The organism is Arsukibacterium sp. UBA3155, from assembly GCA_002364615.1.
Taxonomy (GTDB): Bacteria; Pseudomonadota; Gammaproteobacteria; order Enterobacterales; family Alteromonadaceae; genus Alishewanella.
Genome location: DEYP01000030.1, coordinates 62,083 through 87,858, shown reverse-complemented (window position 1 = coordinate 87,858; position 25,776 = coordinate 62,083). Strand labels below are relative to the sequence as shown.

Below are 25,776 nucleotides of genomic sequence, written 5' to 3'. Positions count from 1 at the left end.
CAGTTGTTCTCTCTGCATGCCGGATATAACGCTCTTCCTCACTCGTCAGCTTGCCAAACCCGCTCGCGTAATAATTCACGGTAAGGGCCTGAATCTGGATCATCATTAAACCACAGCCCCAGCACTTGCAAAAATTGTGGATGCTGGCGAACGAGAGGCAGTACCTGATTTATTTTTGCTATTGCCGCCCGGCCCCATTCTGAGTTGGTACAACCGACAGCACCAAGCACATGCTGTCCCTGAGTTTCGGCAATTTTCAAAAATACCAAACTGCCGGGGGGATTCTCAGCATTGTCTAAATTCTGCAGTATTTGATATTCCAGAGTGTAGTCAATGCGGCCTTTTTTAATCATAGCCAGAATAGCGACAGTCGCATTTTCACCCGTGTGAGAAATACGGCTGATATCAGTTTGCAGTGCTTTATCTAAAATGTTTTGCACGGCAGGGTAGTGCCGGCCATCGGGATAGCCAAAGCGTAAAGTATTATCGTTAATTAAACTGGCAAAGCTAACCGGGTTGCCATGACGCGCCTGAATTAAACGCGCTTTCTCCGGGGTAGTAATAATTCCGTGAGGGTAATAAAAATGCGTAGGCTCGCTTTGAATGGTGTCGCCCGGCGTGGCGCGATAAATCATGCACGGAAAGCATTGGTTTTTCTTACGCTGAAATTGCTGGCGGATACGGGATTGTGGCAACACTAAACGCTTGCTTTCAAGTTCGGGTAAGTGTTGATCTATAACGTCGATCAGTGCGTCACAAATACCTTTGCCCGCAAGCGGACCATCCACGATGTGAAAGGGGGGCGCGGTGTTAATTACCCATTCAAGCGAGTTGATCTGAGACTGATTAGGTTCTTGCGCTATAGCTGGCATGACTAAGCTCAGTAATAAAACCAAGCTCAGCAATAGGGTGGCAAGCGATAGCATATACCGTTTCAGCAACACTCCGGTTCTCTCCAGATAAGCGACATCATGGTTAAGTAAACGGAATTGTACTCTGTGATCATAAATCGCCGCTGAACCAGACCTCTGGCTTTAAGTTGAAAGGACTGGACAGCTTTAACCAACTACGGTTATGTGTTTGCTTCCAGTTCAATGACTACTGCAAATGTACGCTAAAACCTTACTTACTCGCTGTATTTATCGCTGCCCCCTCTTTTACTGTAAGCTCGCTGCGGTATAAGCTTCAGTTCCCCACAGTGGCACGGTAGACAAGCTGTGTTTAAAGCTGCCCGAGGTTTCTTTGGTGGAATAAGACACATACATCAACGTTTGGTTTTCAGCGTCTAAAATACGACGTATTTTCATGGTTTTAAAGAAGATACTCTTTGATTTAGTAAACAGCACATCACCGTTTTTGCTTTTATCTATTTGCGCAATCATTGCTGCGGTAATAGGGCCGGTCTGGCGACAGGCGATGGAGCTGTCAGACGGGTCAGAAAAGTCGAGGTTAGCTTCAATACTTGAAACATGACAGGTTACCCCGGTAACGACAGGGTCGACAATGGCATCCAGTTTAATGTCCTTGGTGGTAAATACCCCCAGTGATACATCGCCAACTTCATTTTTGCCACAGCCGGTCAGCATCAGCAATAGTAATCCACAGTAAACAGGACGCATATGTAGCTCTCCTCAGGTTAGTTTTTCAGCGCTGCCAGCGTGGCAGGTTTGTTAGTCAGCATAGCACTACCGGCGGGGTAAGTAACTGCACACTGCCGGTTAGCTTTCTGACATGACTGGTAACAAATCTACTGTAGGCAAAACCGTTTGCCCGGTGCAGCATATCGCCAGTAAAAGGCTGCGCTGGCAGTTTTAAGCATATTGATTAAGGAATGAATATGGCGGTTGCAACATCAGGCTCTGGCGTGACGCCGGGTTTTGTCCGTTTTGGCGGCTGCTGTTATCTGGCCATTAACTATCTGGGCCAATTTGGTGAGTTGGCGCTGAGTTTATGGCTGATTTTCAAGGCAGATAAAATTGCCCTAAGGAGTAACCCATGAAGCAATCAGCATATCCTCTTTGGTTGCCGCTGGCCGCACTGTTGCTGGCTGGCATACATCTTACTTATGAACAGTTAAGTGGCGGGGTGCAAAGCCATCATCTGTTAAATGATGCGACGCTGCCGGCCATTTCTAACTGGTTTGAATTGCTAACATTGCCACTATTAGCTGCGGCACTGGGCTGGTATTGCCAAAAACAGCCTGCTCATTTGGCCAGATGGGCCAGGGTGCCACGCTCGATACTGCCCGGCCTATTTGGTGCTGCCTCCTATGGCGCAGTATTAGCCATTTCCTTCAGCGCCGGCATGCTGACCTTGACGAGTATTATATTTTTTAGTCTGCTGCTGGTTGCGTTGTTGTTCCCGGTATACCGGCTGCAGTATATCTGCGGCTTTGTTATGGCAATGACCTTTACTTTCGGCGGCATTCTGCCGCTGCTGATTGCCGTGCCGTTCGCGCTGCTATCCTGGATTTTACGCAGCATTCTGGCAGCAGTGGCAAGGCTGTGGCGCAAAAAACGGGCTGAAAAGGCTGTTTAGTTCATAGCAAAAGTGAAAAGTATTGCTGCAGCAGAAGTAACTGCAGCACTTCAGTCAGGCTTAATAGCTCATTCCACCGATGGTGCACTTAACGACACTGACTTAATTACCGCAACTTATCTGGGGCAACGGCTTGCTAATCTGGCTAAAAAATTTGGGTAGTTGTTATGTCTGCCAGCAAATGGAACATTGATTCGACATTAGCAGATAGTGTGATATTGTCATACTATACGGTATGAGAGGTACGAGCTATGAGTATGCACAGGAAAACCATTACCCTGACTAAGCAGCAGGACGACTGGGTAAAAACTCAGATTGAAAGCGGTCATTTTGGTAATGATAGTGAGTATATCCGGGATCTTATTCGCAGAGACCAGCAGGCGAGGGAACGTCTGGCCGCTCTGAGGCAGGCACTTATTGATGGCGAATCAAGCGGCCAGCCTAAAGCACTGAATATATCTGCTATTAAAGCGGCTGGCCGTAAACTGATGAAACCGGCTGACTAGTGTTAACGCTAAGCATTACACCGAAGGCGGAATCTGACCTTACCGCTATTTGGCTTTATACCTGCGCAGAGTGGGGAGCAGAGCATGCTGATAAATACATGGATCAGCTTGAGACGGGCATCAGACAGCTGCTTAGCCATCCATTGCTCGGCACTGACTATGCGCATGTGCTGACTGGCTATCGCAGATTGCAGGTAGAGCATCACGCAGTTTTCTATCGTGTGCTGCAGTCAGAGCTGCGGGTTGTTCGCGTTCTGCACCAAGAGATGGATGCGCCCCTGAGGCTGTTGGATTAACGTTAAAAACCACACACACTGATTCTCCAAAGTTGTCGTATTGGTCACGATGGCTAAGACTGCGTTCACCTATAAATCATTGTAAATAAGCCAGTTACAATGTAATGTCATCAACATCAAATTTACAAAGACGTACAGTTATAGCAACGGGGCGGGGCATACTGCTTTATCGTGCAGGTTTTGGCCACTGCTTGCTGCGTTATTAAATTTTAAAAAAGGAGTTAGTATGAAAAAAGGAATTATGTCGTTGTTGGGTTTCCTATTTTTTAGTTCAGGCACACTGGCTGATGAATTTGATTACGATGCGTTTGTTAAAGCTTATCACCAGGCAGAGGTGATGACTCAGCAACCAAATGCAACGGCGGAAGATTTGGAACATTATTTGTCTTTTCTTACCGATGACGTTGGCAACCAACATTTCCCGAACGCGCCTGATGACTCTCGTGAACCAGATGGCAAAGCCTTGATGCGTAAAGGTATGATGCATTATCTGGGTGTTCATACAGAATACAAAGCGGAACTTATCGACTATCAATATGGATACAACGCCGTTTCTATTAAGCACAAATATTCTGCAAAAGGCAAAAGAGCAGATGGTTCAGATTTTAGCTACAGCAAAGTAGCACTGGATGTACTTGAACTAGAAAATGGCAAAGTCTCTGTTATCCGTCGCTACAGTGAATAACTCACAGATCACAAATTTTATTGCCAGCAAAAAAACCTTGGCTGCGGCGCCAAACCGCTGCGTGGCTTTTGGCGGATTTGGCGGCTGTTAGCCGGTTTTCGGGTTATATTGCCGGTGTAAGTTGGAGATAAAATGACAAAATTTGGTGTGTTTGCCTCGCTATGCTTATTTTTCGCCTGTGCTGCCAATGGCCAGACTTCCAATGTTGATGTCCATACTGCAGTTGATGCTCAACTGCGGATTAATCAGCAAACACATGGCATTCCTGGTCAGGCCGTGCTTGTACTTCACAACAGCGAGATTCTGTACCGCAATGCTATCGGCGTGACGGCGCTCGAAAACGGCACACCTGTCACGCCTGAAACGGTTTTCCCGGTATATTCAGTAAGCAAGCTATTCGCCATCACCCTGGCGATGCAATTGCAGGAAGAAGGCAAGATTGAATTTTCTGCGCCTGCCTCACGCTATGTCGAGAATTTGCCGCAATCCTGGCGAAATATCCGGATCGAACAGTTTTTAAACCATGTCTCGGGCATTCCTGAATATTTTGACAGTAATGATTTCTCACAGCCTTTTTCGCCCAGCCTGAAAGCCGTTTTTACCAACTTAAAAGATGTGCCTGTATCTGCACCTGGCGAACAGACAAACTACACCAATACCAACAATCTGGTTATCGCGGCTATCCTCGAATCCATAACGGGTAAACCATACCGCACACTGGTGCGCGAGCGAATCATTGAACCGCTAGACCTGCAGGAAACGTGGCATGATCGTGCCGACGTACCCCAAAGTCGCCTTGTTGAAAGTTATCGGGCGAATGAGGGAGAAATTGAGCCTGATTTATCGATTGCATGGCCGGATTACAGCGCCGCGCACGTAGGCGCTTACATGACACTGGACGACATGGGCAAATTTATGTCGGCAATCGCGCAAGGGCGTCTTGTTGCAAAGCGGGAGCTGCTGCGTCTTTGGAAGCCCTATCAGTTCGCTAACGGTAACTTTGGATTTTTTGCCGCAGGCTGGGACTATGGTAAGTCAGGTCGCTGGCACGAGGTCGGCCACGACGGTGGCACCAAGGTGCGGGTGCGCATTTTGTTCGATGATAATCTTGATGATCATTACGTAGTTGTCTATCTGACCAACGGCAATAAAGATGGTGTCTGGTCGCACACGCTGGTCACTTCGGTCCAGGCGCTGATATTGCCGAAATAGCTGTGGCCTGGAAGAATAGCGCAACGTTTCTGGCCAGCTTTATTGAAGTTATTAAAATAAATGGAAAAATAATGAAGAAAAGGAATATTGCCAAAATAATAGTTACCTTTGTAGGTTTGTTATTTATTGCTTCAGCTGTTTTCGCTCAGCAGGCAGCAGTTTCCAACAATGAATACAGAATACTGACAGATACCCTTCATTCGGACGTTCTGAGCGAAAACAGAACTATTACGGTGCAACTTCCCAGGAGCTATAGCGCTTCGCCGGACAAGCACTATCCTGTTATTTATCGGCTGGACGGTAAGAGTAATATTCCGCTTATTTCGGCAGTGTTAGAGCGCCTGCAAGAAGCAAATTCTGCGCCTGAAGTAATCATTGTCGCCATTGAAAATACTGACAGGTTGAGAGATTTTTACCCAACCGTTAATCAGGAGCCTCAGGGACCTGTTGGCGCTGGCGGTGGTGCGCCAAAATTCTTAAGTTTTATAGAAAATGAACTTATCCCTTTCGTTGATAAAAAATACCGTACCCATGATTTTAAAGTTATTGCCGGGGCCTCCGCTGGCGGCGTATTTGTACTGTACGCTCTGCAAACCAACCCCGAACTTTTCCAGGCGCATCTCGCTTACAGTGCAGCTGTTTGGTGGAATTATGGGGCATCGGTGAAAAGCACAAAAGCGTTTATGTCTGAAACAAAAAAACTAGACACCTATTTATATATGAACATTGGTGAAGAAAGTGGCTTGATGAGAGAGCGCTACAACGATTTGCAAAGCTTTATTTCAGCCAACGCGCCTAAAGGCTTAACATTCATAAATGATGAGTTTGACAATGTCCCGCACGGGTTAACCTCAGTCGCTGGCATTTTTAATGCTTATCAGAATCTGTTTTTACCGCTACGGATGCCGCTTCGAGACTTTACCGGCGACACCAGCTCAATTGCAGTTTATTACCAGCGGCTATCAGCTCAATATGGCGAACAGACTGCGCCACCGGAATGGATGGTGCGTGAGTTGGCTTACCACTTCGTTAACATCGGCAATTTTGAACAGGCGATTAAACTGTTCAAATATGGCATAACGCTGTATCCCGATAAACCAGATGCATACAACGGTCTGGCCTATGGCTACGAGCAAAGTGAGAAGTACGTAGAATCACTGGCTCAAGTTAAAAAAGCACTCGCTTTATCTGGTAAAGGCTATGACGGCTATGACGTTTATCTTGCCCGCAAGGAGAGACTGCTAAAGCTTTTAGCTCAGTAAACACAGGTTCTGAGGTGGTGTCAGAAGTTTCAGGGTGTGAAGCAAACCTTCCTTTCGATATCTCACCGGGAATTTAAGTGATGTATTTGTATCCAGCTTGCCGCTAAAAATGCCCCGTGCTTTGTTAGACGGGTTGCCCCGTATTTGTCGCCGGCATAAATACTAGCTGTACCTATAAGTTATTGTAAGTTTTAAAGAACCGGGGTAATGTTTCTACATTAAATTTACAAAGGCAGGTTAACCCATGTTTAAACACGGGGCGGCCCGCCGAATGAGTATTAGATGCAAAAGAAGGGAGTTCCATAGATGGGATTTTATATTCGTAAAGCAATTAGCGTCGGACCCTTCAGGTTCAATTTATCAAAATCCGGCGTTGGCGTATCAGCTGGAGTTAAAGGGTTACGTTTTGGGACGGGACCCCGGGGCAACTATGTCCATATGGGAAGCGGAGGCTTGTATTACAGAAAAACTTTACCCTCTGGTTCCACTGGGAGAAATCAAACTTCAAATAGCCCAGAGTTACAGCAAAGCAACACCGAGATTGAGCACGAGTCATTAAGAGAAATCGAGAGCGCACATATCACACAGATGGTTGATTCATCATCGGCCGACCTTGTCGCTGAAATGAATGACAATAGAAAGAAGGTAAGAATCTGGCCGTTTATAGCAGTGCTTGGCGCTACTTTAACGTTTGTCGCCTTTAAAAGTTCAGAAACACCAACTCTTGCTTTTGCTATAGCAGCCGTTTCAGTCATTCTCACTGTTTTCGCATCGGTCAAGGACAGCTTAAGAAAAACAACGGTTCTATTCTTCGAGCTTGAACCTGAAATTGAAGCGCTTTATCAGGAACTGCACGACTCTTTCGGGCAGCTTTCATCATCATCTAGCAAATGGCACGTGGAGGCGGAAGGAGCTGTTAAAGATAGAAAACGTAATGCAGGTGCCACTAGTGTAATCAAGCGAACCTCAATATCACTGAGCTTAGGGAATCCACCTTATGTAAAAACCAATGTTTCAGTTCCATCCATTCCGGTTGGTAAGCAAACTTTATACTTTTTTCCTGACAAGGTGCTTATTTTTGAGCCAAATGGTGTTGGCGCAGTGAGTTATCCGAATCTTAGAATATCGGTGGAAAGAACAAGGTTCATCGAAGATGGAAGTGTACCAAGAGATGCAAAGGTCGTGGATAGAACGTGGAAGTATGTTAATAAACGAGGCGGCCCTGATAAACGCTTCAAGGATAATCGTGAACTGCCAATAGCCTTATACGAAGACCTGAACTTGACAAGTGATACCGGATTAAATGAACGGATTGAAGTATCAAGGGTTGGTCATGGGGATGGCTTTTCAAGTGCTATCGCCATGTTGGCAAAAAGCATCTAACAATGGGCTTCAAGGGACGCTTCGCTTCGCTGATTCCAGGCGTTAGCGCTAAAAGCGGTTCGCTTCCTGGTGACGAGTAGCGTTATAAAATTAAGGAAAAACAATGAAAAGAATAGTTCATGGATTACTGCTGCTCATTTTGGCGAGCCACTGGAGTAGCTGGGCTGCAGCGCGCCTACCGGTATTACAAGAACTTATGATTGATAGTGCTGTACTGGGCGAAAAGCGTGATCTGGTAATTTATCTGCCAGAGGGTTATCAAAATAGTCAGGATCGTTATCCGGTGTTATACCTGACCGATGGCAACATTCAGGGCCCACATACGGCCGGTACGGTAGATTATTTAGCAAAATTCGAGCAAATGTCGCCGATGATAGTGGTCGGTATTGTCAACCCGCTAGAAACTCGCGTTAGAGATCTGACTGTAACCCCTTTAGAAAAGCAAAACCCTAGTCAACTGGAAAATGCAGACAGATTTTTAGATTTTGTTGAGAACGAAGTGATTGCTTTTGTGAAAAAACAGTACCGTACTCTGGACTATCAAGTACTGTCCGGTACGTCTCATGGTGGTCAGTTTGCTATCAATGCATTGGTGAAACGACCTGGTTTGTTTGATGGCATTATCGCCATCAGCCCGTCTTTGTATTCGGATAACCATCAATTGCTTGGATTAGCTGAGCAGGCTTTAAAAAGCGATCAGTTGCAAGGGCGCTTGTATGTGTCGATAGCCAATGAAGAATTGACAATGACAGAGCCGTATCAACGTTTTGTTGATGTGCTAGCGCGTTATCCATCTAATAAGTTGACCGTCGCGTCCCAGACGTTTAGCAATGAAACCCACAATACGACCGTGTTGCAAGGGCAGTATGCCGGGTTAAAGTATTTGTTTTCTGAATGGCCTATTCCAGAAGGTGAGCCTAAAACGTTAGCTGATTTACAGGCGAAATTTACCATTCGCTCGAAGCTGCTCAAAACAGACATTATAATTCCAGAAGATAAAGCCAACGGTTACGCTGGGTGGCTGCAATATTTAAACCGGCAAAATGATGCGCTGGCATTACTGAAATGGAATCGAGCAAATTATCCTCAGTCTTTGAATGCTCATACAGCCTTAATTAAGGCTTATTTACATTTCAAAATGGCAGAAGATGCCAAAGCAGCACTTAAAGATGCAGTAAAGACGTTAAATGAGCTTAGTCCTGAACAAAAAGAGAAGCTTGAAAGCTTATTTGTTTAGTATCTATCGAGTTGCAAAGTGCTAGCAAACGAAGCCAGCCGACACTTACGCGTTGCTGTTTTGGGCGTTAATGCCCGGTTATCGCTTTTATAAGACTCTTAGTTCTCCTTTACCTGGCAACTGTTGGTATCAACGAAAGCGCTGCCGGTAGGCATTGGGTGCCATCAGGAATTTTCGGACAAAGGCACGCCTGAAGGCGTCGCTGCTCTGATAACCGCAAGCCTCTGCGATTTTGTCGATTGGCCAGGTTTTTTCAACCAGCAATTGGCGGGCGTAATCCAGACGCAGTGAATCGACATATCGTGCCGGTGTTTCGCCTAGCTGCTCAACAAAATGACGGTAGAAATTGCGCTCACTCATACCGCAGTAGTCAGCCAGGCTGCTTATGCTTAAATCACGCTGCAGGTTTTGCAGTACCCAGCCCGTAAGGGAACTGAAGCGGGTATCCGTTTTACTCTGAAACTGCAGTGGGACTGAATACTGGGCCTGATCGCCAGCGCGGCGAAAATGCACCACCAGATAGCGGGCTACCTGGCTGGCAATGTCGCTGCCAAGATCATTTTCAATCAGCTTTAAACTCAAATCGATACCCGAAGTAATACCTGCGGATGTGGCAATATGGCCATTGTCGACAAACAGCTCATTTGCCTGCACCTGAATTTGCGGGTAGTGCTTTGCCAGTGCCTCAACAAACGCCCAGTGCGTTGTGGCTTGCAAACCGTTCAGCAGGCCGCTTTCAGCCAATATAAAAGCGCCGGTGCAGACACTGGCAATCCGTCTGATAGCCGGGTTTACCTGGCGCAGCCACGGACATATTGCCGCTTGCACCAGTGGCGCGCGCGAACCGGCGCCGCCTGGAATAATCAACGTATCCAGCAGGGTATTATTTGGTAACGCAGCGTCTGCCAGATTAAGATCATTAAGAGCCAGCTCTTGCAAAGAAATGTCTGCCAGCATGGTCAGACCGGCCTCAGAGCGATACGGGCCCGCTTTTTGGCCTATAAAAATGCATTCGTAGGGCGAGTCGGTGACATTATTGACAGAATGAAACGCTTCCAGCGGGCCAATTAAGTCCTGGCCGTTAAACTGGTCAAACAATAAAAAACCGATTTTCCTGCGCAGCATTAGTCACCTACCAACTTACACCTATGGCCGCTTATAAATATTGAGGGTAATAGCATAGCTATCAGGCGCAGTGTTAATCACTGCTGCTGAGGTTAACCAACCCGCGTTTTCTGCAGCGCCGCGCCATTCGGCCTGTAATACTGCGCCGGTATCATTTAATTGCCAGTCAGCATGCTTTGCCATAGCGTTTTTATATACCTGCAGCAAATGCTCTGCAGTGGCGCTGGTTGTAACCTTATATTTAACTTGCCAGCGTGTTTCATCACCAAAGGCACTGATCCGGTCAAATAAAATACCGTCTGGCCAGCTGTAGTCGTTTTGCGGCAACATGCGGTCGGCCATATTGGCCCGGACAAAGCCACCGTCCGGATCCCAGTCGTATTCAAGGTGCAGCGCCACGGTGCGGGCTTTATCTTCACCCAGTACCTTGCTTACCAGATGCAGTGAGGCATCGATGCCGGATGAAAGACCCGCGGAGGTGACGATTTGGCCGTTATCGACAAAGCGTTGCTGCCGCTTTACTGCAATTGCCGGGTAGTTCTTTTCAAAATTGTTTAAAGCGCGATGAAAGGTGGTGGCTGCTTTGCCATCCAGCAAACTTGCCTCAGCCAGAATATGGGCGCCGGTGCAGACTGATAAAATATGTTCGGCTTTCCCTTGCTGGGTTTTCAGCCAACTAAGCACTTGTTGATCGTGCATTACCTTGCCGGTATCGCCGCCCGGTACCAGAATGGCATCAGCTTCAGGCATGTTAGCAAAGCTGTAATGCGGGTTAACACTTAACCCCATCGCAGTGGTAACCGGTTTGCCGTTTTTTGAGACGGTAAACACCTCAAACTTAGCCTGGCCGAATACTTCATATGGCGCTGCAAAATCTATAATCTGCACCTCATCGAACATCAATATAGCCACTTTAAAAGGCTTACTGGCCTGAACTGGCAAAGCAAATAACGGCAGCATAAAGGCGAGGGTAAGCCAGCTCAGTGGCCGGATTTGCTGCATAAACCCTGCCAGCTTCAGACCGGTAAAAGCGATCAGATTTCTCATGGATGTTATCCTGTTGGTTTAAATCTGGCTCAGTTTATCCCTTGTTAATAGTGGCAGTATGACACGTTTCATACATATTCTGCCAAAGCCTAAACTTATTGAACCGCTATGTGAATTATTGCACCAAAGTTGACAGCCGCGGCGACCCCGAAACAAACATATTGTTGACCGCGGCAATGGGTTTTAACGATGATAGGCGCCTTCGCGCTCTGGCTGATACACAACCTCTTCTACTGTTATCGTTGACATATCGCCACTTGGTAACGGCCAGTTAATCGTGTCGCCGGTTTTCAGACCAATTAACGCACAGCCAACCGGCGCCAGCACCGAAATAGTGTTGTCGCTTTGACCTGCATCTTTCGGGTAAACCAGGGTTAGCGTGCTGGTTTTGCCATTGCCCAGGCGAAAACGCACCCTGGAGTTCATACTAACCACATTATCGGGCAGCTGCTGCGGTGATACTAAATCGGCACGTTCGAGCTCCTGACTTAGTGTTGTATAGCCAATACTGTCGGCACTAATTTGGCTAAGTATTGCATCCAGCCGATCATAATCGGTGGTGGACAGGGTGATAGCGGGAGAGGTCATCGTAGGCTCCTTAGTTTACTATGTTTAACATTAAGCACCGTTAGTATGCGAAAGCGCAGTGCGCATCCTAATAGTTGTAGTGAAATAACATCGTTAGCGGTTTTGCCAGGCAAAACACAGCCAAGTGGTGATAATAGTGAGATACGCCATGTGTGATAATCCGCTTGTTCCGGATCAACCAGTTGTAACCAGCCACTTTCGCCGGTGTCGATATTTTGCAGCTCCACTTTACTGCTGGGGCGGATAAAACCGCTGGCGCATAGGCTGCTTTGGCTTTTAATATCGGCAATAGCATGAAACATTTGTGCTAATTGCAGCGCCGAAAGTGGAAGAAACTGCCGGCAGGACAGCATGGCAACAAGACGAGCAACAATCTTGTTAGATTGTTTGGGATAACAGAAATACATTATAGCTCCGCTATACAGAGACAACTTTAATATGGGGTGATAAGCAGGTATTAAGCCGGTTTCGCGCAGGGCAAAACCGGCCTAGGAATGGCAGGCGATAGCAGTATTATACTGGCAATAAACGCTGGGGTTGACTGCCTTGAAAGTAATGGCGGTTTGCATTCGGCAACCATAGTGTATTGGCTGTAAAACTGCAACAGTATTAGTTAAAATGACGGTGCTGGTTAATCTAAAAAACATAAATAAAACCAATACCTATCTCGGCTTCATAACTACTGCGGGCGATGGGGCTGCTTCGAACGTCGCTACTGTAATGCTCATAAAGCGCCTCGGCGAAAATCTGCCAGTTATTGTTAACGATATGGCGATAATTATAATCCAGACCAAACGATCGCAAGCCGCCGCTTAAGCTGGTTTGGTTTAAGCCCGATGCCGCCGACTGCTCAGCAGTTATTCCAAAACCTTTGTTGGCGAATTTGCTGTCATGGAATACGACTACCGCATTAATTTCATGGCCGGAACCGTCATTCTTATCACCGAAGCGCCGGCCAATACCAAACAGCCCAAGATTACCTTCATCTGTGGCTACGGCCCGGCCAACCAGCCAGTAGCGCCAATCATCAGCCAGGGCACGACGGGCCTGCAGCACGAATTGGAAGCCTTCTTCGATATTACCAAGCCCATCCAGACGACCGTCATCGGAATCACTTTCTTCGCGGCCCTCATCGAAGCCTACTAAGGCTTCAAGTAGCCAGGTATCTGAACGAAGGCCGCGCCAGCCGAGCGCTTCACCAGCAAAAAAGAATACATTGTCACCGCTGCGCCACTGCACGGCTCCTGCAGGCTGGATCTCAACACCAAACTCATCCGAGCCCTCGTAGGCTGTCTCATATTCAACCCCAAGGCCTAAGCCGAAGCTCCAGCCATCTTCACCCCTGGAGAAATCATCAACTGAGGGCAGCGGTACCAATACCGTTTTACTGTCTTGCGCAAAAGCTGTGTGTACTAAAAACACTTGTAAGACAACTATAAACAATAACGCGGTATACGTTTTCATGTAACACACTCCAGACGGGGTTTAATAAAAATGCTATTCACAAAGTATAGTATTTGCGCAACCTGAACGCACAACGATGTTAAACGGATCTCTTTATAGCGCTAATTATTTAAATGTTCGGTTCGCCCTGATTATTCGAAGTCTAATCTATAGTTTGCCGCAATAAAGCTGTTTACAATGCCGGTTAAGATTGCCATAAAAAATTGCCAGCAGAGAATACTAACCATCATGAGCCTGATCTGTGAAACCGCACGTTTAATAATCCGCCGTTTTACGCTAGAGGATGCCGACTTTATTGTGCAGTTATTAAACGACGAGTCGTTTATTCGTTATATTGCCGATAAGCAAGTACGCAGCGTGGCCGATGCGGAAAATTACTTAACTAACGGCCCGCTTGCCAGCTATAACAGCCATGGTTTTGGCCTGAATATGGTTCTGTTAAAACACGCAGATTCGGGCGTAGATGCTGAACGGGCCACCCCGATTGGCATGTGTGGTTTGCTAAAAAGAGCTGAATTGAGCCATCCCGATTTAGGCTTTGCTTTTTTGCCGGAATGTTGCGGCAAAGGCTATGCACGGGAGGCTGCAACAGCGACGCTTAGCCAGGCTATTGAAACACATGGCTTGCACACGGTGCTGGCGGTAACCAAGCCCGATAACCTGCGCTCGAGTGCCTTATTACTAAAACTGGGCTTTGCTTTTAAACACGGCATTACCCTGTATGGCGCAGAGAATAAGTTGTATCAATATTTGGCTCCGTGAACTTCCTTATATAAAAACACCCCCGAAAACCTAATAAAAACGAGATATTAAATGCGCCAAAAAGGAAAAGTAGCAAAGCCGACGTCAGCCTGGCCGATGCGTCTGGTACTGCTGTTTTTTATACTGCTGGGCGCAGCATGCTACGCTGGTAAACTGCCGCTGTATGTTTTAGCCGGGTATGCACTGACCAGTGTCATAACCTACCTCTGTTATGCTTGGGATAAGCGCAAAGCGCAACAAGGCCACTGGCGCACTCCAGAGTCTACCTTGCATCTGCTGGCTTTATTCGGCGGTTGGCCGGGTGCCTGGCTGGCGCAACACCGCTTGCGCCACAAATCAAAGAAACGCAGTTTTCGGCTGATGTTTTGCTTAACAGTACTGCTTAATATCGCGGCATTAGTTTTTTGGTTTATTAATTAACTAAGGTTACTTATCTTGGGTTGCCACACCCAGAGCCGTGCCAAACTCCTGATAAAGTTGTTGGTGGTATGCACCTAAAACTTGCGGATCGATACGGCTATAAAATGTTAGGGCTTTTGCAGGCTGTTGCTGCTGCAGGCAGATTTCTGTCAGCCGGATAAGATGAATAGCATGTTGTACCGGATACTCCGGGTTAGCGGTATAAGCCAGCGACTGTTCATACAGCTCATAAGCCGCCTGTAGTTGCCCCAGCAGTTGTTTAGTTCGAGCCAGGTTGCCCATCGCTATAATAATTTTGTTGTTATGCCCCAATGCAATGGCGGCATGTAATGCCTCGGAACGATACTCTGCTGCTTCGTCAAGTCTATCGCGCTGATGGCTGATAAGCGCTTGGTTTGAGTAAAGCTCAAATAGAAACAGCATGTCTTTGCTTTTCGAATATTTCAGCTCAACCTCGGTAAGCAGTTGTTTGGCCTGATCAAGCTCGCCCAACGAGTATTGTAAGTTCGCTAATTCGATTATTCGCAGTGGATTGCCAAAGGCGGCGTACACTTCCTGTAGCATCAGCATAGCCTGGTTAGCATAGTGTTGTGCATCTGTGGCTCGCCCATTGATAAATAACGTTTTGGCGTAATAAAAATACACTTGTAGTTTTAACATATCGGGTAGCGCTTGCTGTTGCAGCAACACTTCAGCCTCCGCTTGCAACAGCTGAAACTGATGTTGATCAAACAGATAATCAAGCTGAAACCCTTTTATCCGATACCAACCGTGGCTAAATGGGGACAACGCAGCGAGTTGTTGCTCAAGGTATTGCGCGCAGCTTTGGGCGGGGTTTTGTTGGCAAAATTGCTCGTGATCGCTCAGGTTCTCCGAGGCGCTCAGGTTAAAAGCCAGTAGCATGAAAAAAACAACAGCACTGCGCATAGAAGAAAACTACCAGTTAGTATACCAATCTATTAATTGATCACTATGCCGCTTAGCCATGCTTGCGTCAATTGCCAAGGCGCTTCAGTGGTAAAGCCCCAGGTTATTGCGAGGTGATCAACATTATTGTTAACGTCCATTCTCCGCTCATTTTCTTTTACATTAACCTGCCATGCACTACGCTTACAGATAATTTTTAACCGGACCCTGGCGGGGCTGAAGCAAAGTTGTGATTGCTGATTAAACATTTCTGCTTAAATGTGCTGCCAAATCGCAGATAGAAGCAGTTATCTTAAGCTTAACCATGTAGAATGCGCGCTTTATTTCGCGCGTTCAGCTTTGTGTTGTGATTGTGCCCACCTGTAGGATTTTTGATGAAAAAAACATTCGCGTTAACTCACCCTAAGCTGCAACCTGCTCGTTTAGTCGATGCTATTAAACATGAGATTAAAAAGTATCTGAACAGAGAACGTCGTAAGCCGTTGCCACAGGGCACAGACTACTGGACTTTCGATTGTCGTTTTGGTGCGTCAGAGCCTGAGGCGAAGCCAATATTCACCTCAGAAATCAATAAACATATTGATTCTGCAGCCGCAGAGGAATTACCGGCGTTTTATTTGGAAATTCTGGCCAGGGCCGCCAACCATAAACCACGCGTAGATGCAGACGACGCTGAATAATCTTTTTCTTATTAACTGTAGCGAATCTACAGAGGAACCTTTATGCAATTTTCATCTTTAGATTTAGCTACAGAGTTACAACGCGGCCTGGTTGAGTATGGTTACAGCGAGATGACCTCAGTGCAGCAGCAGGCTATAGTGCCGGCCCGTCGCGGTAAAGATTTACAGGTTACCGCCCAAACCGGTACCGGCAAAACTGCTGCCTTTGCTATACCAGTTTTACAGCAAATGCTGGATAAGCCCAAAGCGACCGCAGCGAAGCGTCCGCGTGCGCTGATCCTGACGCCAACCCGCGAATTGGCAGAACAAATTGCGCTAGCCGTTACGGGTTATGCGCAGTTTTTGTCACTAACCGCTACAGCTTTATACGGCGGAGTGAAAATGGGCGGTCAGGCCAGTAAATTGGCTGCTGGTGTGGATATCGTCATTAGTACGCCCGGCCGTTTGCTGGAGCACATTTCGCTGGGCAATGTGATACTCAGTGACGTGGAATTTGTGGTGCTGGATGAAGCCGACCGTATGTTAGACATGGGCTTTAGTACCGATGTGTTTAACCTGTTGCAACAAACCGCCACTAAGCGCCAGACCATGTTGTTTTCAGCAACCACGTCGCCTGCGGTAAATGAGTTGTCGCATAAAATTCTGCGTAACCATCAGCAAATCCGGGTGGCGAAAACCAACAGCGCGGCCGACACGGTAAACCATGTGGTGTATCCGGTAGAAGAAAGCCGCAAAATTGAATTATTTGAAAAGTTACTGGCAGAGCATAATTGGTTTCAGGTTTTGGTATTTACCAGTACCAAAGAGCAGGCCGACCGGTTGTTAGCTGAGCTGCAAAAGCGCAAAGTAAATGCTGCGGTATGCCATGCTGATAAAAGCCAGGGAGCCCGACGCCGGGCAATTGCTGATTTTAAATCGGCTGAGCTGCAGGTGTTAATTGCCACTGAAGTCGCGGCCCGCGGCCTGGATATTCAGGGCCTGGATTATGTAGTGAATTTTAACCTGCCGTATTTACCGGAAGACTATGTGCATCGTATCGGCCGTACCGGCCGGGCCGGGGCTTCTGGCACGGCTATTTCGTTTGTTAGCCGCGAAGAAGAACAAACCCTGGAGCGGATCCAGAAGCTTATAGGCAGTAATATCACCCGCATCAACAAACCGGGCTTCGAAGTCAGTAATCGCGGTTCTTTGCTAAAAAGCATTTCTCGTAAGGTATTAACCGGCCGCTCGAACAAAGCCACCGCAACGGTTATCGATCAGGCAGGACAGGGTAAAGCTAAGCAGAAAAGCAAGCCAAAACAGACGAAATAATATTGATTAAACACATGAAAAGTTAACAGTTTTCCCTTTTGTATATTTAAATCGTAGTGAAGGGATGCTAAGCATCCGTTCACTACGCTACCGCTTTTTACACAGACTTTCTGCGCGTAAACAGTGCTATCAGAGCCAAGCCGAATAAAGCAATGGTTGAAGGAACGGGGACCGCAACAGCATCATCCGCATCTTCCTGAGTTTTAAAACCATTAGTGGTGATGTTGTCTATTGAAAACGTTTCAGTAAAACCACCGGTTGCAGTCTGACTAAATTGGATTGTCGTGAATGGTGTATCGCTGATAAAGCCGAAAAAGCTAATAAAAGTAGTCGCGCGGCTTGCAATGTCTAAAGCAAATGGCGCGGCACTGTCAAACTGCACACTATAACTGTCAGTGGAATCTGAGTCAGAAAAGTCAAAACCAAACGCGGTAATGGGCGCAAAAAACCGGAACGTGATGTTCGGGCCATCGCCAGTGCCAGATGTTTCGAAAAGAGTCTCCCCCCAGGCTACAGAGTTAGTGTCATTAATCGCGGTACCGTAGGCACTATTTACGTTTCTTGCTGTGGCGATACCAGCTTGCTGATCGCCTCTGACGTTTAAAAATGAAAAGCCGAAGCCTTCAAATAGTCTCTCAACGCCTGGAGTTAACGCGCCAGCAGTTTCAGCGTCGAACGTTTCCAGCGTAGTTGTTCCACTGGTAAGGGCTGCATTGAAACTTGCCGCGTCGTTATATTCTATAATTGATGCTTGTGCACTTCCAAGAAACGTCAAACCGACTAAAGCTTGGCACAACAACATTTTCTTCATTGTATCTTCCTTAAATTTATAATTTTTTTTGTGAAAATTAAACACTTTTCATTTACCTTAATAAAAAGCGGGTGGGTAAAGCAAGAAATGCGCCTACTATTTATGCTATTGAAAAATATAGTTAAATTTTGCTTTCCTCGTTCTTTTTCTTTGCTGCTGTAAAAAAATATGACACATTAGTGTCAATTGTTGATATTTATCAGGTTCAAGTTTAAACAACATGAATTTGATGCGCTGACAATGTTTACCTGGTTGTCAGTTTTGCTAAGTTAGCAAAAAATCAGCGTTTCATTTATATTTGAGCCAGGCCTGAAGCATCTTTCCCCTGATTCGCTTATTGGCAAAGTAGCTGAATAGCTGCAGAGGGCCGGGTTAACATTATTATTTTTCTGCTCAGGTGCATGAAAAGGTTCTGTAATGACTGAATTAAGCCCTGCCAAAGTCAGGCTGAAAACCCGGATTTTTCAAATAATTTATGAATCGGATACCCCTGCTGCCAAGGGCTTTGATATCTGTTTGGTGCTGCTGATTTTTTTCAGTGTCGCCATTATTATGCTCGACAGCGTGCAGGAATATCACGACCAGTACGGCACGCTTTTTTACTATACCGAATGGGTTGTCACCGTACTCTTTACCATAGAGCTTGCTCTGCGTATTTATTGCCTTGAAAAACCTGAAATTTACCTGAAAAGCTTTTTTGGCATCATTGATGTGCTGGCAGTATTACCTACGTGGCTGGCACTGATTTTCCCTGGCGCACAAACTCTGGTAGTACTGCGTTTACTGCGCACCCTGCGCTTATTCCGGGTACTTGAAATGACCGCCCTGGTCGGGCAGGGCCGCTTATTGTTAAAAGCGCTGGAACGCAGCCGGGGTCAGATCCTGTTGTTTCTATTTTCTGTGCTGATGCTGGTGGTGGTGTTTTCATCCATGCTTTATCTGATTGAACCGGACGATGCCGGTTTTACCAGCATTCCAAAGTCGGTGTACTGGGGAATTGTCACGCTTACCACTGTTGGCTACGGCGATATTGCGCCTGTTACGCCGTTGGGTCAGTTTATTTCAGTGATGATTATGCTGTCGGGCTACTCCATTATCGCGTTACCCGCTGGGGTGTTTTCGATGGAAGTGATCCGGGCACTGCGTGAAGAGCAATATTCAGATGAAGCTTGCCCCGGCTGTGGCGCTCACCAGCATGAGCAGGATGCCCGTTACTGCAAATATTGTGGCACCTGGCTGAATGAAGAATTCACTGAGCCCGAGTCTCCGGTAAAGCATGCCAGGAAAAAAGGGCCCGCAGGCCCTTAATAGTTATAACCAGGTTTGGTTATGGCTTATCGATCCAGGTTCATTACTTTAGTCCAGGCTTTGACAAAGTCGTCAACGAACTTCTGTTTAGAGGTATCAAAAGCATATACCTCGGCTACTGCACGAAGCTCTGAGTTTGAGCCAAAGACTAAATCAACCGGCGTTGCAGTCCACTTTGCTTGACCGGTTTTACGGTCTGAACCCTGATACACGCCTTCTTTATCGGTTTTTTGCCATACCGTAGCCATATCCAGCAAATTAACGAAGAAGTCGTTGTTTAAGGTACCCGGTTTGGTGGTAAATACCCCGTGTTTTGCGCCCATGTAGTTGGCATCAAGTACCCGCAGGCCACCAACCAACACGGTCATTTCCGGTACAGTTAAATCCAGCTGGTCGGCTTTATCCACCAGCATTTCTGTTGGTGATTTGTAGCTGGCGTCGGCATCAAAATAGTTTCTGAAACCGTCAGCGGTCAGTTCAAGTAAGCTAAAGGCATTAACATCTGTCATGTCCTGCGTGGCGTCACCACGGCCCGGTTTAAATGGCACCGTAATGTTATAACCGGCGTCTTTGGCCGCTTTCTCAACTGCAGCGGCACCACCTAACACAATTAAATCGGCCAGTGATACTTTTCGTCTGCTTTTGTTAAAGTCGGTCTGAATGCCTTTTAGAGCTTCAAGTACCTTAGCGGTTTCCTCCGGGTTGTTCACTGCCCAGTCTTTCTGGGGGGCTAACGCAATACGGGCGCCGTTGGCACCACCACGCATGTCAGTATCACGATAGCTGGCAGCAGAGGCCCAGGCCACACGCACCAGTTCCGGTACGGTTAAACCGGTGTCCATAATTTGGGTTTTAAGCGTCTTAACGTCCCGCTCGTTAATGGTGGATTGGGTTTTTTGGTCAATCGGGTCCTGCCATACCAACACATCTGCCGGTACTTCGCTGCCCAGAAAGTTACGAGGTGGGCCCATATCGCGGTGAGTTAGTTTGTACCAGGCTTTGGCAAAGGCTAAGCGATACTCTTCCGGATCGGCTAAAAAGCGTTCGGCAATTTTGCGATACTGTGGGTCGACTTTAAGTGCTAAGTCAGCGGTGGTCATGACTGGCGGGTTAAACTTACCCTTGACATGCGCATCAGGTACGGCTTTATGCAGTGATTCATCGGTGGGGATCCACTGAATGGCGCCAGCCGGGCTGCGGGTTTGTTTCCACTCAAAATTAAGCAGGTTGCTTAAATACAATGAGGTCCAGCGGGTAGGGGCCTGGGTCCAGGCGCCTTCTAAACCACTGGTGACGGTATCTTCAGAGTGACCTTTACCACATTTATTTTTCCAGCCTAAGCCTTGCTCTTCAATACCAGCTACTGCGGGCTCTGCACCAACGCAATCTGCGGGTTTGTGCGCACCATGCATTTTACCAAAAGTATGGCCACCGGCGATTAATGCCAGGGTTTCTTCATCATTCATCGCCATGCGTTCAAAGGCGACCCGGATATTTTTAGCTGAACCCATTGGATCCGGCACTCCTTTTGGACCTTCGGGGTTGACATAAATCAGGCCCATGTGAGTAGCACCGAGTGGTCGCTGCAGCTTGCCATCGGCATCTTCCCGATCGCTGGCCAGCATTTCCACTTCCGGTCCCCAATACACCATGTCGGGTTCCCAGTCATCGGCCCGGCCTCCGGCAAAACCGTATGTTTTAAAGCCCATATTCTCCAGCGCAACATTACCGGCCAGTACCATTAAATCTGACCAGGACAGGGCCTCACCGTATGTTTGTTTTACCGGCCACAATAACCGTCGTGCTTTGTCTAAGTTACCGTTATCCGGCCAGCTGTTAAGTGGCTCAAAACGTTGCTGGCCGCCACCGGCGCCGCCACGACCGTCCAGGGTGCGATAGGTACCGGCGCTGTGCCAGGTCATCCGGATAAAGAACGGGCCATAATTTCCGAAATCAGCCGGCCACCAGTCTTGCGATTCGGTTAGCAGGGCATTGATATCTTGTTTAACCTTAGCCAGATCCAGTTTGCTAAACGCATCAGCATAGCTGAAGTTGCTGCCATAGGGGTTTGAACGTGTATCGTGGTCGCGCAGGGCTGATAAGTCCAGCTGATCTGGCCACCAGAATTGATTGTCTCGTACTGACACGCCTTTGACTGCACCGGTTGCCACTGCACCTTTTGGCTTAACCATTTCAGGTTTTTGTGGCTCGTTGGCAAAAGCAGCGCCTGATGCCAATAGCATACTCATGGTAACGGCCAGTATGCTTTTACTAAATGCTTGTGTTTTCATTACTCGCGTCCTTTAAAGTTATCTATGGTTGTTATATCCAGTCGCGCGTTGTTTGCGGCTAATCACCGGAACTACCTTGCTAAAACGGTGGGCGCTGCACAACAATGAACAGAGTATAGTAAGTTCCTAATGGTTTTATGTGAAATAAACTGATTGCCCTGAACTATAAAAACGATTTAAGGTGCGGTTCGGTATGAGGGTGGTGTATGTTGCTAGCCGTGTTTGTTTAATTTTACCCAGGGGCAATACATGATTTCAGTGTGGCTGTTAAACAGCGTGGTTGTCGCCATTGTGGTGCTTATTCATTACGAGTTTTTGTACCGGCTGACCCGGCTTATTCCCAGCCTGAACATCAAACACCGCTATCGGATTGTGGTGGGGGTGTTCGGGGCGCTGATTGCCCACGCTATTGAAATATGGGTATTTGCGCTGGCGTATTATCTGATGCACCGGGCCGCTGGCTGGGGTGAGCTCACTGGCAACTTTGATGGCAGCCTGATGGATTGTGTCTATTTTTCGTTTACCGTGTACAGCACCGTTGGTTTTGGCGATATTGCGCCTTTGGGTGAGCTGCGGTATTTAACCGGCATTGAATCACTAACCGGCCTGGTGTTGATCACCTGGACCGCATCATTTTTATTTTTTGAGATGCAGCGTAACTGGAGTGAGCGGAAATAATTTGCAGTAAGCCATTCTACTAAACGCTATCCGATAAATAATTCCTCACAATGCAGAATGTATGGGTCATAAAATATTATTCAGACTCCCACTTATATCGCGTTGGCAAGGCGGTAAAAGCGCCGAAGTGTTGGCAGGTCAGCGAACCTGCTTTAATCGCTTTGCTAAGTATCAGTTTTTGTTTGATATTGTCTTGCAATAGTGAAGACCAGCTGTGCTCAGATAAGTGCTGACTAAGCTGATAAAGCCAGGCACCAACGAAAGCATCTCCGGCAGCTGTGGTATCAACCACCTTAACTGCAGCAACAGGTAAACTGAATTGATGTGCTGCATAGCTATTTACTGCATTACTACCAGCAGTAACCACTAACCAACTATTACGATTAGCCTGTAATTGTTCAAGCCAGGTTTTCGCTTCCTGCTGCTGAGCAAGGTAATTCAGTTCGTCATCACTAAGCTTAACGATATCGGCCTGTTCCAGTAACTTCGTTACCAAACTAATATCTGCCTGGCTACTTGCCCACAGATTATGGCGTAAGTTGGCATCGACCGACACCAACCAGCCATGCTTATGCGCTTGCTCAACCATTGCAAAACTAGTGTCCGCAATTGCGCTATCTGTCAAACTGTTTGAGCATAAATGAAGAATTGCCGGGGTTTGCCAAAAACCGTCTGGTAGATGCGCCATGGTATAAAGTAAGTCTGCAGCCGGTGGCCGATAAAATGAGAAACTTCTATCTCCTTCCTCGTTTAATGCAACAAAGGCCAGCGCTGTTTTTGCGTCGCTGGTAGTTGCACAGGCATGGCAATTTACGCCGTAATGGCTAAGCTCTGAAAGCAAAAACTCACCAAACATATCAGCACCAAGCATACCTACAAAACGTCCTTCACCGCCCAGCTTGGCAACGGCAACCGCAACATTCGCTGGCGCGCCGCCAGCAAAACGACGAAATAAACCTGGTTGTTGCGGGTCTTGTAAGAAGTCGATCAACACTTCGCCAAAACAATATACGGGTAATGACATGCCTGCCCCTCTAACCTTTACTCTTATCAATTATCTGGGAACCTTTGTTAAAGGGACATCAGAAATCAGAGTTTGTTGATGCTTTCTGAAATGATTAAGATAACACTACGTCATAGTTTGTAATTAGTAAACGTTAAGCGCAAAAAAACAGCTATATTTTTTTTGAGATGTTGCATTTAAGCTTAAATAAAGCAACTATAGCGGTTAGTTATTGCGTGAGGATGAGACAAATGGTTCAGAAAAGCATATCAGAATTACAACTTGACTCAGCTGAGCTGGCCGATTTTTCTGCCAAAATACTTAAACGATATAGTTCGTCACTCAGAGCGATAGCGAAAGATCGCTGGCCGCTGTTTCAGGCTCGCCTGAAACAGCATTTACCTGCGTTATTGCAGTTATATCTGCCCCTCTATGGCGAGCGTTTTGACAGTTATTATTATCTTGAACAGCTATTAAAGTTATTGGCTAAGTCTGTTTCGCAACGGCCTGATTATCTGCACCTTGAGGATGAAGAACCACAAGATTGGCATAAACATCAGCACGCTTTGGGCTCTGCCTGTTATGTCGATTTATTTGCCGATAATTTTGCTGGTCTGGCAGCTCGTATTCCTTATTTAAAGCAAACCGGCATTAACTATCTGCACCTGATGCCTTTATTTAAAGCACCTGAGCCTAATAGCGATGGTGGTTACGCTGTGTCTGATTACCGTAAAACGATGCCTGCGCTTGGCAGCATGCCAGAGCTGGCTAAGTTAATGCAGCAGCTGCATCAGAATGGTATCCGGCCGGTGCTTGATTTCGTGTTTAACCATACTTCTGATGAACATCGTTGGGCACAAAAAGCCAAAGCAGGTGATACGGATTACCAGCAGTTTTATTTCTTTTTTACCGAGCAGCAGCGCGAGCAGTATTCACCATGGTTGCGTGAAATTTTCCCTGAGATACGCCGCGGCTGTTTCACATTTGAACCCCTTGCTCAACGCTGGGTCTGGACAACTTTTAACAGCTTTCAGTGGGATTTAAATTACGCCAATCCTGCAGTATTCAATGCCATGGCCGAAGAAATGTTATTTCTTGCCAATCAGGGCGCGGCGGTACTAAGGTTAGACGCTCTGGCGTTTGTCTGGAAAGAAGCTGGCACAAGTTGTGAAAACCTGCCAAAAGCTCACACGTTAATTCAGGCATTTAATGCGGTTGCCCGCATTGCTGCACCGGCATTACAATTTAAATCTGAAGCAATAGTGCATCCGGATGAGGTAGTAAAATACATTTCGCCCGAAGAATGCCAGCTATCATATAACCCATTGTTGATGGCGTTGTTGTGGAATAGCCTGGCAACCCGTAAAACCCGTCTATTAACCGAATCACTACAGCGACGTTTTGCGATAGACCCGCATTGCAGCTGGGTAAATTATATTCGTTGCCATGATGATATTGGCTGGACCTTTGATGACAATGTGGCCTGGCAACTGGGTATTAATCCTGAGCATCACCGCCAGTTTTTAAACCAGTTTTACACCGGTCAATTTAGCGGAAGTTTTGCCACTGGCGTGCCATTTCAGCAAAACCCTGTTACGGGGGATTGTCGTGTCGCTGGCATGCTGGCGTCGCTTACCGGGGTAGAGCAGGCACTACAAAATGCGGATGAAACACAAAAACAGCGTCAGCTTCAGCAAGCACTGGCTAGAATTTTTATTTTAAACAGTGTTATTTTAAGTATTGGCGGCTTACCGTTACTCTATATGGGTGATGAGTTAGGCTTGCTAAATGACTACAGCTACCAGCAAGATCCAGCGAAACAGGATGATAGCCGCTGGGTAAACCGGGTTAAAGTGTCGGAACAGCAGCTGTTAACAGCAAAAGACCCTGCAAGTTTATCCGGACGTATTTATCAGCAGTTACAGCATCTGTTTAACGTGAGGGCCGGGTTAGCCGTGTTAGGGCCGGGCAGCACAGAAATCTTAGCAAGTGGCAATCCACATGTGTTTGTCTATCAGCGACAAGCTGACATGCAAGCTTTACATTGTGTGGTAAATTTTAGTGAATCAGACCAGCTGTATACCGGATTAACAGCAGGAAAATGGCGTGACGAATTAACCGGGCAGCGGTTTGACAGCCAAAGTATGATGTTAAAGCCTTACCAAGTGCTGTGGTTAAGCGCAATTAGTTAAATTTACATAAGCAGTTCACGCCGGCCTGTAGTAAAACTACCGGCCGGCTT

27 protein-coding genes are annotated in these 25,776 nt (G+C 46.9%); 16 read left to right on the top strand and 11 right to left on the bottom strand.

The window, feature by feature from the left end; translation table 11 throughout:
- Positions 1 to 38: 38 nt before the first annotated feature.
- Both B2X65_RS17715 and B2X65_RS17710 read right to left on the bottom strand, forming a co-directional pair.
- Positions 39 to 872, bottom strand: coding sequence for a hypothetical protein (locus B2X65_RS17715; protein WP_290614971.1), 834 nt, complete (start codon positions 870 to 872; stop codon positions 39 to 41).
- A 285-nt stretch (positions 873 to 1,157) separates the two neighbouring features.
- Positions 1,158 to 1,619 (bottom strand): CreA family protein, encoded by a 462-nt coding sequence (locus B2X65_RS17710; protein ID WP_290614969.1) that lies wholly within the window; start codon positions 1,617 to 1,619, stop codon positions 1,158 to 1,160.
- Between the two features lie 218 nt (positions 1,620 to 1,837).
- Here B2X65_RS17710 and B2X65_RS17705 point away from each other — a divergent pair, with 218 nt between their 5' ends.
- From B2X65_RS17705 to B2X65_RS17665, 9 genes are all read left to right on the top strand, one after another.
- Entirely contained in the window at positions 1,838 to 1,999 is a 162-nt protein-coding gene (locus tag B2X65_RS17705) for a hypothetical protein (protein ID WP_290614967.1), read from the top strand.
- Positions 1,996 to 2,538, top strand: a complete 543-nt coding sequence (locus B2X65_RS17700; RefSeq protein ID WP_290614965.1) for a hypothetical protein — start codon at positions 1,996 to 1,998, stop codon at positions 2,536 to 2,538. Before B2X65_RS17705 ends, B2X65_RS17700 begins: the two co-directional genes overlap by 4 nt.
- Positions 2,539 to 2,789: 251 nt before the next feature.
- Positions 2,790 to 3,044 carry a type II toxin-antitoxin system ParD family antitoxin gene (locus tag B2X65_RS17695; RefSeq protein ID WP_290614963.1) on the top strand — a complete coding sequence of 85 codons (255 nt, stop codon included), beginning with the start codon at positions 2,790 to 2,792 and terminating at the stop codon, positions 3,042 to 3,044.
- A complete protein-coding gene (locus B2X65_RS17690) occupies positions 3,044 to 3,340 on the top strand; it encodes a type II toxin-antitoxin system RelE/ParE family toxin (RefSeq protein WP_290614961.1) in 297 nt (98 codons plus the stop codon). The genes B2X65_RS17695 and B2X65_RS17690 overlap by 1 nt, the downstream gene beginning before the upstream one ends.
- A 226-nt stretch (positions 3,341 to 3,566) precedes the next feature.
- The gene (locus B2X65_RS17685) at positions 3,567 to 4,025 is read left to right on the top strand and encodes a nuclear transport factor 2 family protein (protein ID WP_290614959.1); all 459 of its coding nucleotides are present in this window, start codon (positions 3,567 to 3,569) and stop codon (positions 4,023 to 4,025) included.
- 132 nt (positions 4,026 to 4,157) lie between these two features.
- Positions 4,158 to 5,237 (top strand): serine hydrolase domain-containing protein, encoded by a 1,080-nt coding sequence (locus B2X65_RS17680; protein WP_290614957.1) that lies wholly within the window; start codon positions 4,158 to 4,160, stop codon positions 5,235 to 5,237.
- Positions 5,238 to 5,239: 2 nt separating this feature from the next.
- Complete coding sequence (locus B2X65_RS17675; protein ID WP_290614955.1) at positions 5,240 to 6,499, top strand: alpha/beta hydrolase-fold protein; 1,260 nt, start codon at positions 5,240 to 5,242, stop codon at positions 6,497 to 6,499.
- A 306-nt stretch (positions 6,500 to 6,805) separates the two neighbouring features.
- On the top strand, positions 6,806 to 7,882 hold the full coding sequence (locus tag B2X65_RS17670; protein WP_290614953.1) for a DUF4236 domain-containing protein: 1,077 nt from the start codon (positions 6,806 to 6,808) through the stop codon (positions 7,880 to 7,882).
- 103 nt (positions 7,883 to 7,985) lie between these two features.
- A complete protein-coding gene (locus B2X65_RS17665) occupies positions 7,986 to 9,119 on the top strand; it encodes an alpha/beta hydrolase (protein WP_290614951.1) in 1,134 nt (377 codons plus the stop codon).
- 129 nt (positions 9,120 to 9,248) lie between these two features.
- On the opposite strand, the gene B2X65_RS17660 is transcribed toward B2X65_RS17665, so the two are convergent.
- From B2X65_RS17660 to B2X65_RS17640, 5 genes are all read right to left on the bottom strand, one after another.
- Complete coding sequence (locus B2X65_RS17660) at positions 9,249 to 10,244, bottom strand: GlxA family transcriptional regulator (RefSeq protein WP_290614949.1); 996 nt, start codon at positions 10,242 to 10,244, stop codon at positions 9,249 to 9,251.
- A 21-nt stretch (positions 10,245 to 10,265) separates the two neighbouring features.
- Positions 10,266 to 11,291, bottom strand: coding sequence for a DJ-1/PfpI family protein (locus tag B2X65_RS17655; protein WP_290614946.1), 1,026 nt, complete (start codon positions 11,289 to 11,291; stop codon positions 10,266 to 10,268).
- Between the two features lie 183 nt (positions 11,292 to 11,474).
- Positions 11,475 to 11,879, bottom strand: coding sequence for a nucleoside diphosphate kinase regulator (rnk, locus tag B2X65_RS17650; RefSeq protein ID WP_290614944.1), 405 nt, complete (start codon positions 11,877 to 11,879; stop codon positions 11,475 to 11,477).
- Entirely contained in the window at positions 11,876 to 12,286 is a 411-nt protein-coding gene (locus tag B2X65_RS17645) for a GreA/GreB family elongation factor (protein WP_290614942.1), read from the bottom strand. Before B2X65_RS17645 ends, rnk begins: the two co-directional genes overlap by 4 nt.
- Positions 12,287 to 12,515: 229 nt before the next feature.
- Positions 12,516 to 13,343, bottom strand: coding sequence for a MipA/OmpV family protein (locus tag B2X65_RS17640; RefSeq protein WP_290614940.1), 828 nt, complete (start codon positions 13,341 to 13,343; stop codon positions 12,516 to 12,518).
- A 228-nt stretch (positions 13,344 to 13,571) separates the two neighbouring features.
- Between B2X65_RS17640 and B2X65_RS17635 the strand changes: the two genes are divergently transcribed.
- Together B2X65_RS17635 and B2X65_RS17630 are read left to right on the top strand one after the other, a co-directional pair.
- Complete coding sequence (locus tag B2X65_RS17635) at positions 13,572 to 14,105, top strand: GNAT family N-acetyltransferase (protein WP_290614938.1); 534 nt, start codon at positions 13,572 to 13,574, stop codon at positions 14,103 to 14,105.
- Positions 14,106 to 14,156: 51 nt separating this feature from the next.
- Positions 14,157 to 14,525, top strand: coding sequence for a DUF1294 domain-containing protein (locus B2X65_RS17630; RefSeq protein WP_290614936.1), 369 nt, complete (start codon positions 14,157 to 14,159; stop codon positions 14,523 to 14,525).
- A 6-nt stretch (positions 14,526 to 14,531) separates the two neighbouring features.
- Here B2X65_RS17630 and B2X65_RS17625 read toward each other — a convergent pair whose 3' ends face one another.
- Positions 14,532 to 15,452, bottom strand: a complete 921-nt coding sequence (locus tag B2X65_RS17625; protein ID WP_290614934.1) for a tetratricopeptide repeat protein — start codon at positions 15,450 to 15,452, stop codon at positions 14,532 to 14,534.
- A gap of 374 nt (positions 15,453 to 15,826) precedes the next feature.
- Between B2X65_RS17625 and B2X65_RS17620 the strand changes: the two genes are divergently transcribed.
- The gene (locus tag B2X65_RS17620) at positions 15,827 to 16,132 is read left to right on the top strand and encodes a DUF6172 family protein (RefSeq protein WP_290614932.1); all 306 of its coding nucleotides are present in this window, start codon (positions 15,827 to 15,829) and stop codon (positions 16,130 to 16,132) included.
- Between the two features lie 42 nt (positions 16,133 to 16,174).
- Positions 16,175 to 17,443 (top strand): DEAD/DEAH box helicase, encoded by a 1,269-nt coding sequence (locus B2X65_RS17615; RefSeq protein ID WP_290614930.1) that lies wholly within the window; start codon positions 16,175 to 16,177, stop codon positions 17,441 to 17,443.
- 97 nt (positions 17,444 to 17,540) lie between these two features.
- Here B2X65_RS17615 and B2X65_RS17610 read toward each other — a convergent pair whose 3' ends face one another.
- Positions 17,541 to 18,254, bottom strand: a complete 714-nt coding sequence (locus B2X65_RS17610; RefSeq protein WP_290614928.1) for a PEP-CTERM sorting domain-containing protein — start codon at positions 18,252 to 18,254, stop codon at positions 17,541 to 17,543.
- Between the two features lie 417 nt (positions 18,255 to 18,671).
- Between B2X65_RS17610 and B2X65_RS17605 the strand changes: the two genes are divergently transcribed.
- On the top strand, positions 18,672 to 19,562 hold the full coding sequence (locus tag B2X65_RS17605) for an ion transporter (RefSeq protein WP_290614926.1): 891 nt from the start codon (positions 18,672 to 18,674) through the stop codon (positions 19,560 to 19,562).
- Positions 19,563 to 19,588: 26 nt separating this feature from the next.
- On the opposite strand, the gene katG is transcribed toward B2X65_RS17605, so the two are convergent.
- Positions 19,589 to 21,853 (bottom strand): catalase/peroxidase HPI, encoded by a 2,265-nt coding sequence (gene katG, locus B2X65_RS17600; protein ID WP_290614924.1) that lies wholly within the window; start codon positions 21,851 to 21,853, stop codon positions 19,589 to 19,591.
- 249 nt (positions 21,854 to 22,102) lie between these two features.
- Here katG and B2X65_RS17595 point away from each other — a divergent pair, with 249 nt between their 5' ends.
- On the top strand, positions 22,103 to 22,531 hold the full coding sequence (locus B2X65_RS17595; protein ID WP_290614922.1) for a potassium channel family protein: 429 nt from the start codon (positions 22,103 to 22,105) through the stop codon (positions 22,529 to 22,531).
- Between the two features lie 76 nt (positions 22,532 to 22,607).
- On the opposite strand, the gene B2X65_RS17590 is transcribed toward B2X65_RS17595, so the two are convergent.
- Entirely contained in the window at positions 22,608 to 23,555 is a 948-nt protein-coding gene (locus B2X65_RS17590) for a carbohydrate kinase family protein (protein WP_290614920.1), read from the bottom strand.
- Positions 23,556 to 23,785: 230 nt separating this feature from the next.
- Between B2X65_RS17590 and B2X65_RS17585 the strand changes: the two genes are divergently transcribed.
- A complete protein-coding gene (locus B2X65_RS17585; RefSeq protein ID WP_290614918.1) occupies positions 23,786 to 25,726 on the top strand; it encodes an amylosucrase in 1,941 nt (646 codons plus the stop codon).
- The last annotated feature ends 50 nt before the right edge of the window (positions 25,727 to 25,776 follow it).

What these genes read in the sequence shown, in the direction of transcription:
- B2X65_RS17615 (WP_290614930.1), top strand. Translation starts at nt 16,175, where the DNA reads ATGCAATTTTCATCTTTAGATTTAGCTACAGAGTTACAACGCGGCCTG.
- rnk (WP_290614944.1), bottom strand. Translation starts at nt 11,879, where the DNA reads ATGACCTCTCCCGCTATCACCCTGTCCACCACCGATTATGATCGGCTG.
- B2X65_RS17605 (WP_290614926.1), top strand. Translation starts at nt 18,672, where the DNA reads ATGACTGAATTAAGCCCTGCCAAAGTCAGGCTGAAAACCCGGATTTTT.
- B2X65_RS17670 (WP_290614953.1), top strand. Translation starts at nt 6,806, where the DNA reads ATGGGATTTTATATTCGTAAAGCAATTAGCGTCGGACCCTTCAGGTTC.
- B2X65_RS17625 (WP_290614934.1), bottom strand. Translation starts at nt 15,452, where the DNA reads ATGCGCAGTGCTGTTGTTTTTTTCATGCTACTGGCTTTTAACCTGAGC.
- B2X65_RS17595 (WP_290614922.1), top strand. Translation starts at nt 22,103, where the DNA reads ATGATTTCAGTGTGGCTGTTAAACAGCGTGGTTGTCGCCATTGTGGTG.
- B2X65_RS17590 (WP_290614920.1), bottom strand. Translation starts at nt 23,555, where the DNA reads ATGTCATTACCCGTATATTGTTTTGGCGAAGTGTTGATCGACTTCTTA.
- B2X65_RS17645 (WP_290614942.1), bottom strand. Translation starts at nt 12,286, where the DNA reads ATGTATTTCTGTTATCCCAAACAATCTAACAAGATTGTTGCTCGTCTT.
- B2X65_RS17705 (WP_290614967.1), top strand. Translation starts at nt 1,838, where the DNA reads ATGGCGGTTGCAACATCAGGCTCTGGCGTGACGCCGGGTTTTGTCCGT.
- B2X65_RS17665 (WP_290614951.1), top strand. Translation starts at nt 7,986, where the DNA reads ATGAAAAGAATAGTTCATGGATTACTGCTGCTCATTTTGGCGAGCCAC.
- katG (WP_290614924.1), bottom strand. Translation starts at nt 21,853, where the DNA reads ATGAAAACACAAGCATTTAGTAAAAGCATACTGGCCGTTACCATGAGT.
- B2X65_RS17710 (WP_290614969.1), bottom strand. Translation starts at nt 1,619, where the DNA reads ATGCGTCCTGTTTACTGTGGATTACTATTGCTGATGCTGACCGGCTGT.
- B2X65_RS17640 (WP_290614940.1), bottom strand. Translation starts at nt 13,343, where the DNA reads ATGAAAACGTATACCGCGTTATTGTTTATAGTTGTCTTACAAGTGTTT.
- B2X65_RS17630 (WP_290614936.1), top strand. Translation starts at nt 14,157, where the DNA reads ATGCGCCAAAAAGGAAAAGTAGCAAAGCCGACGTCAGCCTGGCCGATG.
- B2X65_RS17660 (WP_290614949.1), bottom strand. Translation starts at nt 10,244, where the DNA reads ATGCTGCGCAGGAAAATCGGTTTTTTATTGTTTGACCAGTTTAACGGC.
- B2X65_RS17700 (WP_290614965.1), top strand. Translation starts at nt 1,996, where the DNA reads ATGAAGCAATCAGCATATCCTCTTTGGTTGCCGCTGGCCGCACTGTTG.
- B2X65_RS17655 (WP_290614946.1), bottom strand. Translation starts at nt 11,291, where the DNA reads ATGAGAAATCTGATCGCTTTTACCGGTCTGAAGCTGGCAGGGTTTATG.
- B2X65_RS17680 (WP_290614957.1), top strand. Translation starts at nt 4,158, where the DNA reads ATGACAAAATTTGGTGTGTTTGCCTCGCTATGCTTATTTTTCGCCTGT.
- B2X65_RS17620 (WP_290614932.1), top strand. Translation starts at nt 15,827, where the DNA reads ATGAAAAAAACATTCGCGTTAACTCACCCTAAGCTGCAACCTGCTCGT.
- B2X65_RS17715 (WP_290614971.1), bottom strand. Translation starts at nt 872, where the DNA reads ATGCCAGCTATAGCGCAAGAACCTAATCAGTCTCAGATCAACTCGCTT.
- B2X65_RS17610 (WP_290614928.1), bottom strand. Translation starts at nt 18,254, where the DNA reads ATGAAGAAAATGTTGTTGTGCCAAGCTTTAGTCGGTTTGACGTTTCTT.
- B2X65_RS17695 (WP_290614963.1), top strand. Translation starts at nt 2,790, where the DNA reads ATGAGTATGCACAGGAAAACCATTACCCTGACTAAGCAGCAGGACGAC.
- B2X65_RS17585 (WP_290614918.1), top strand. Translation starts at nt 23,786, where the DNA reads ATGGTTCAGAAAAGCATATCAGAATTACAACTTGACTCAGCTGAGCTG.
- B2X65_RS17685 (WP_290614959.1), top strand. Translation starts at nt 3,567, where the DNA reads ATGAAAAAAGGAATTATGTCGTTGTTGGGTTTCCTATTTTTTAGTTCA.
- B2X65_RS17635 (WP_290614938.1), top strand. Translation starts at nt 13,572, where the DNA reads ATGAGCCTGATCTGTGAAACCGCACGTTTAATAATCCGCCGTTTTACG.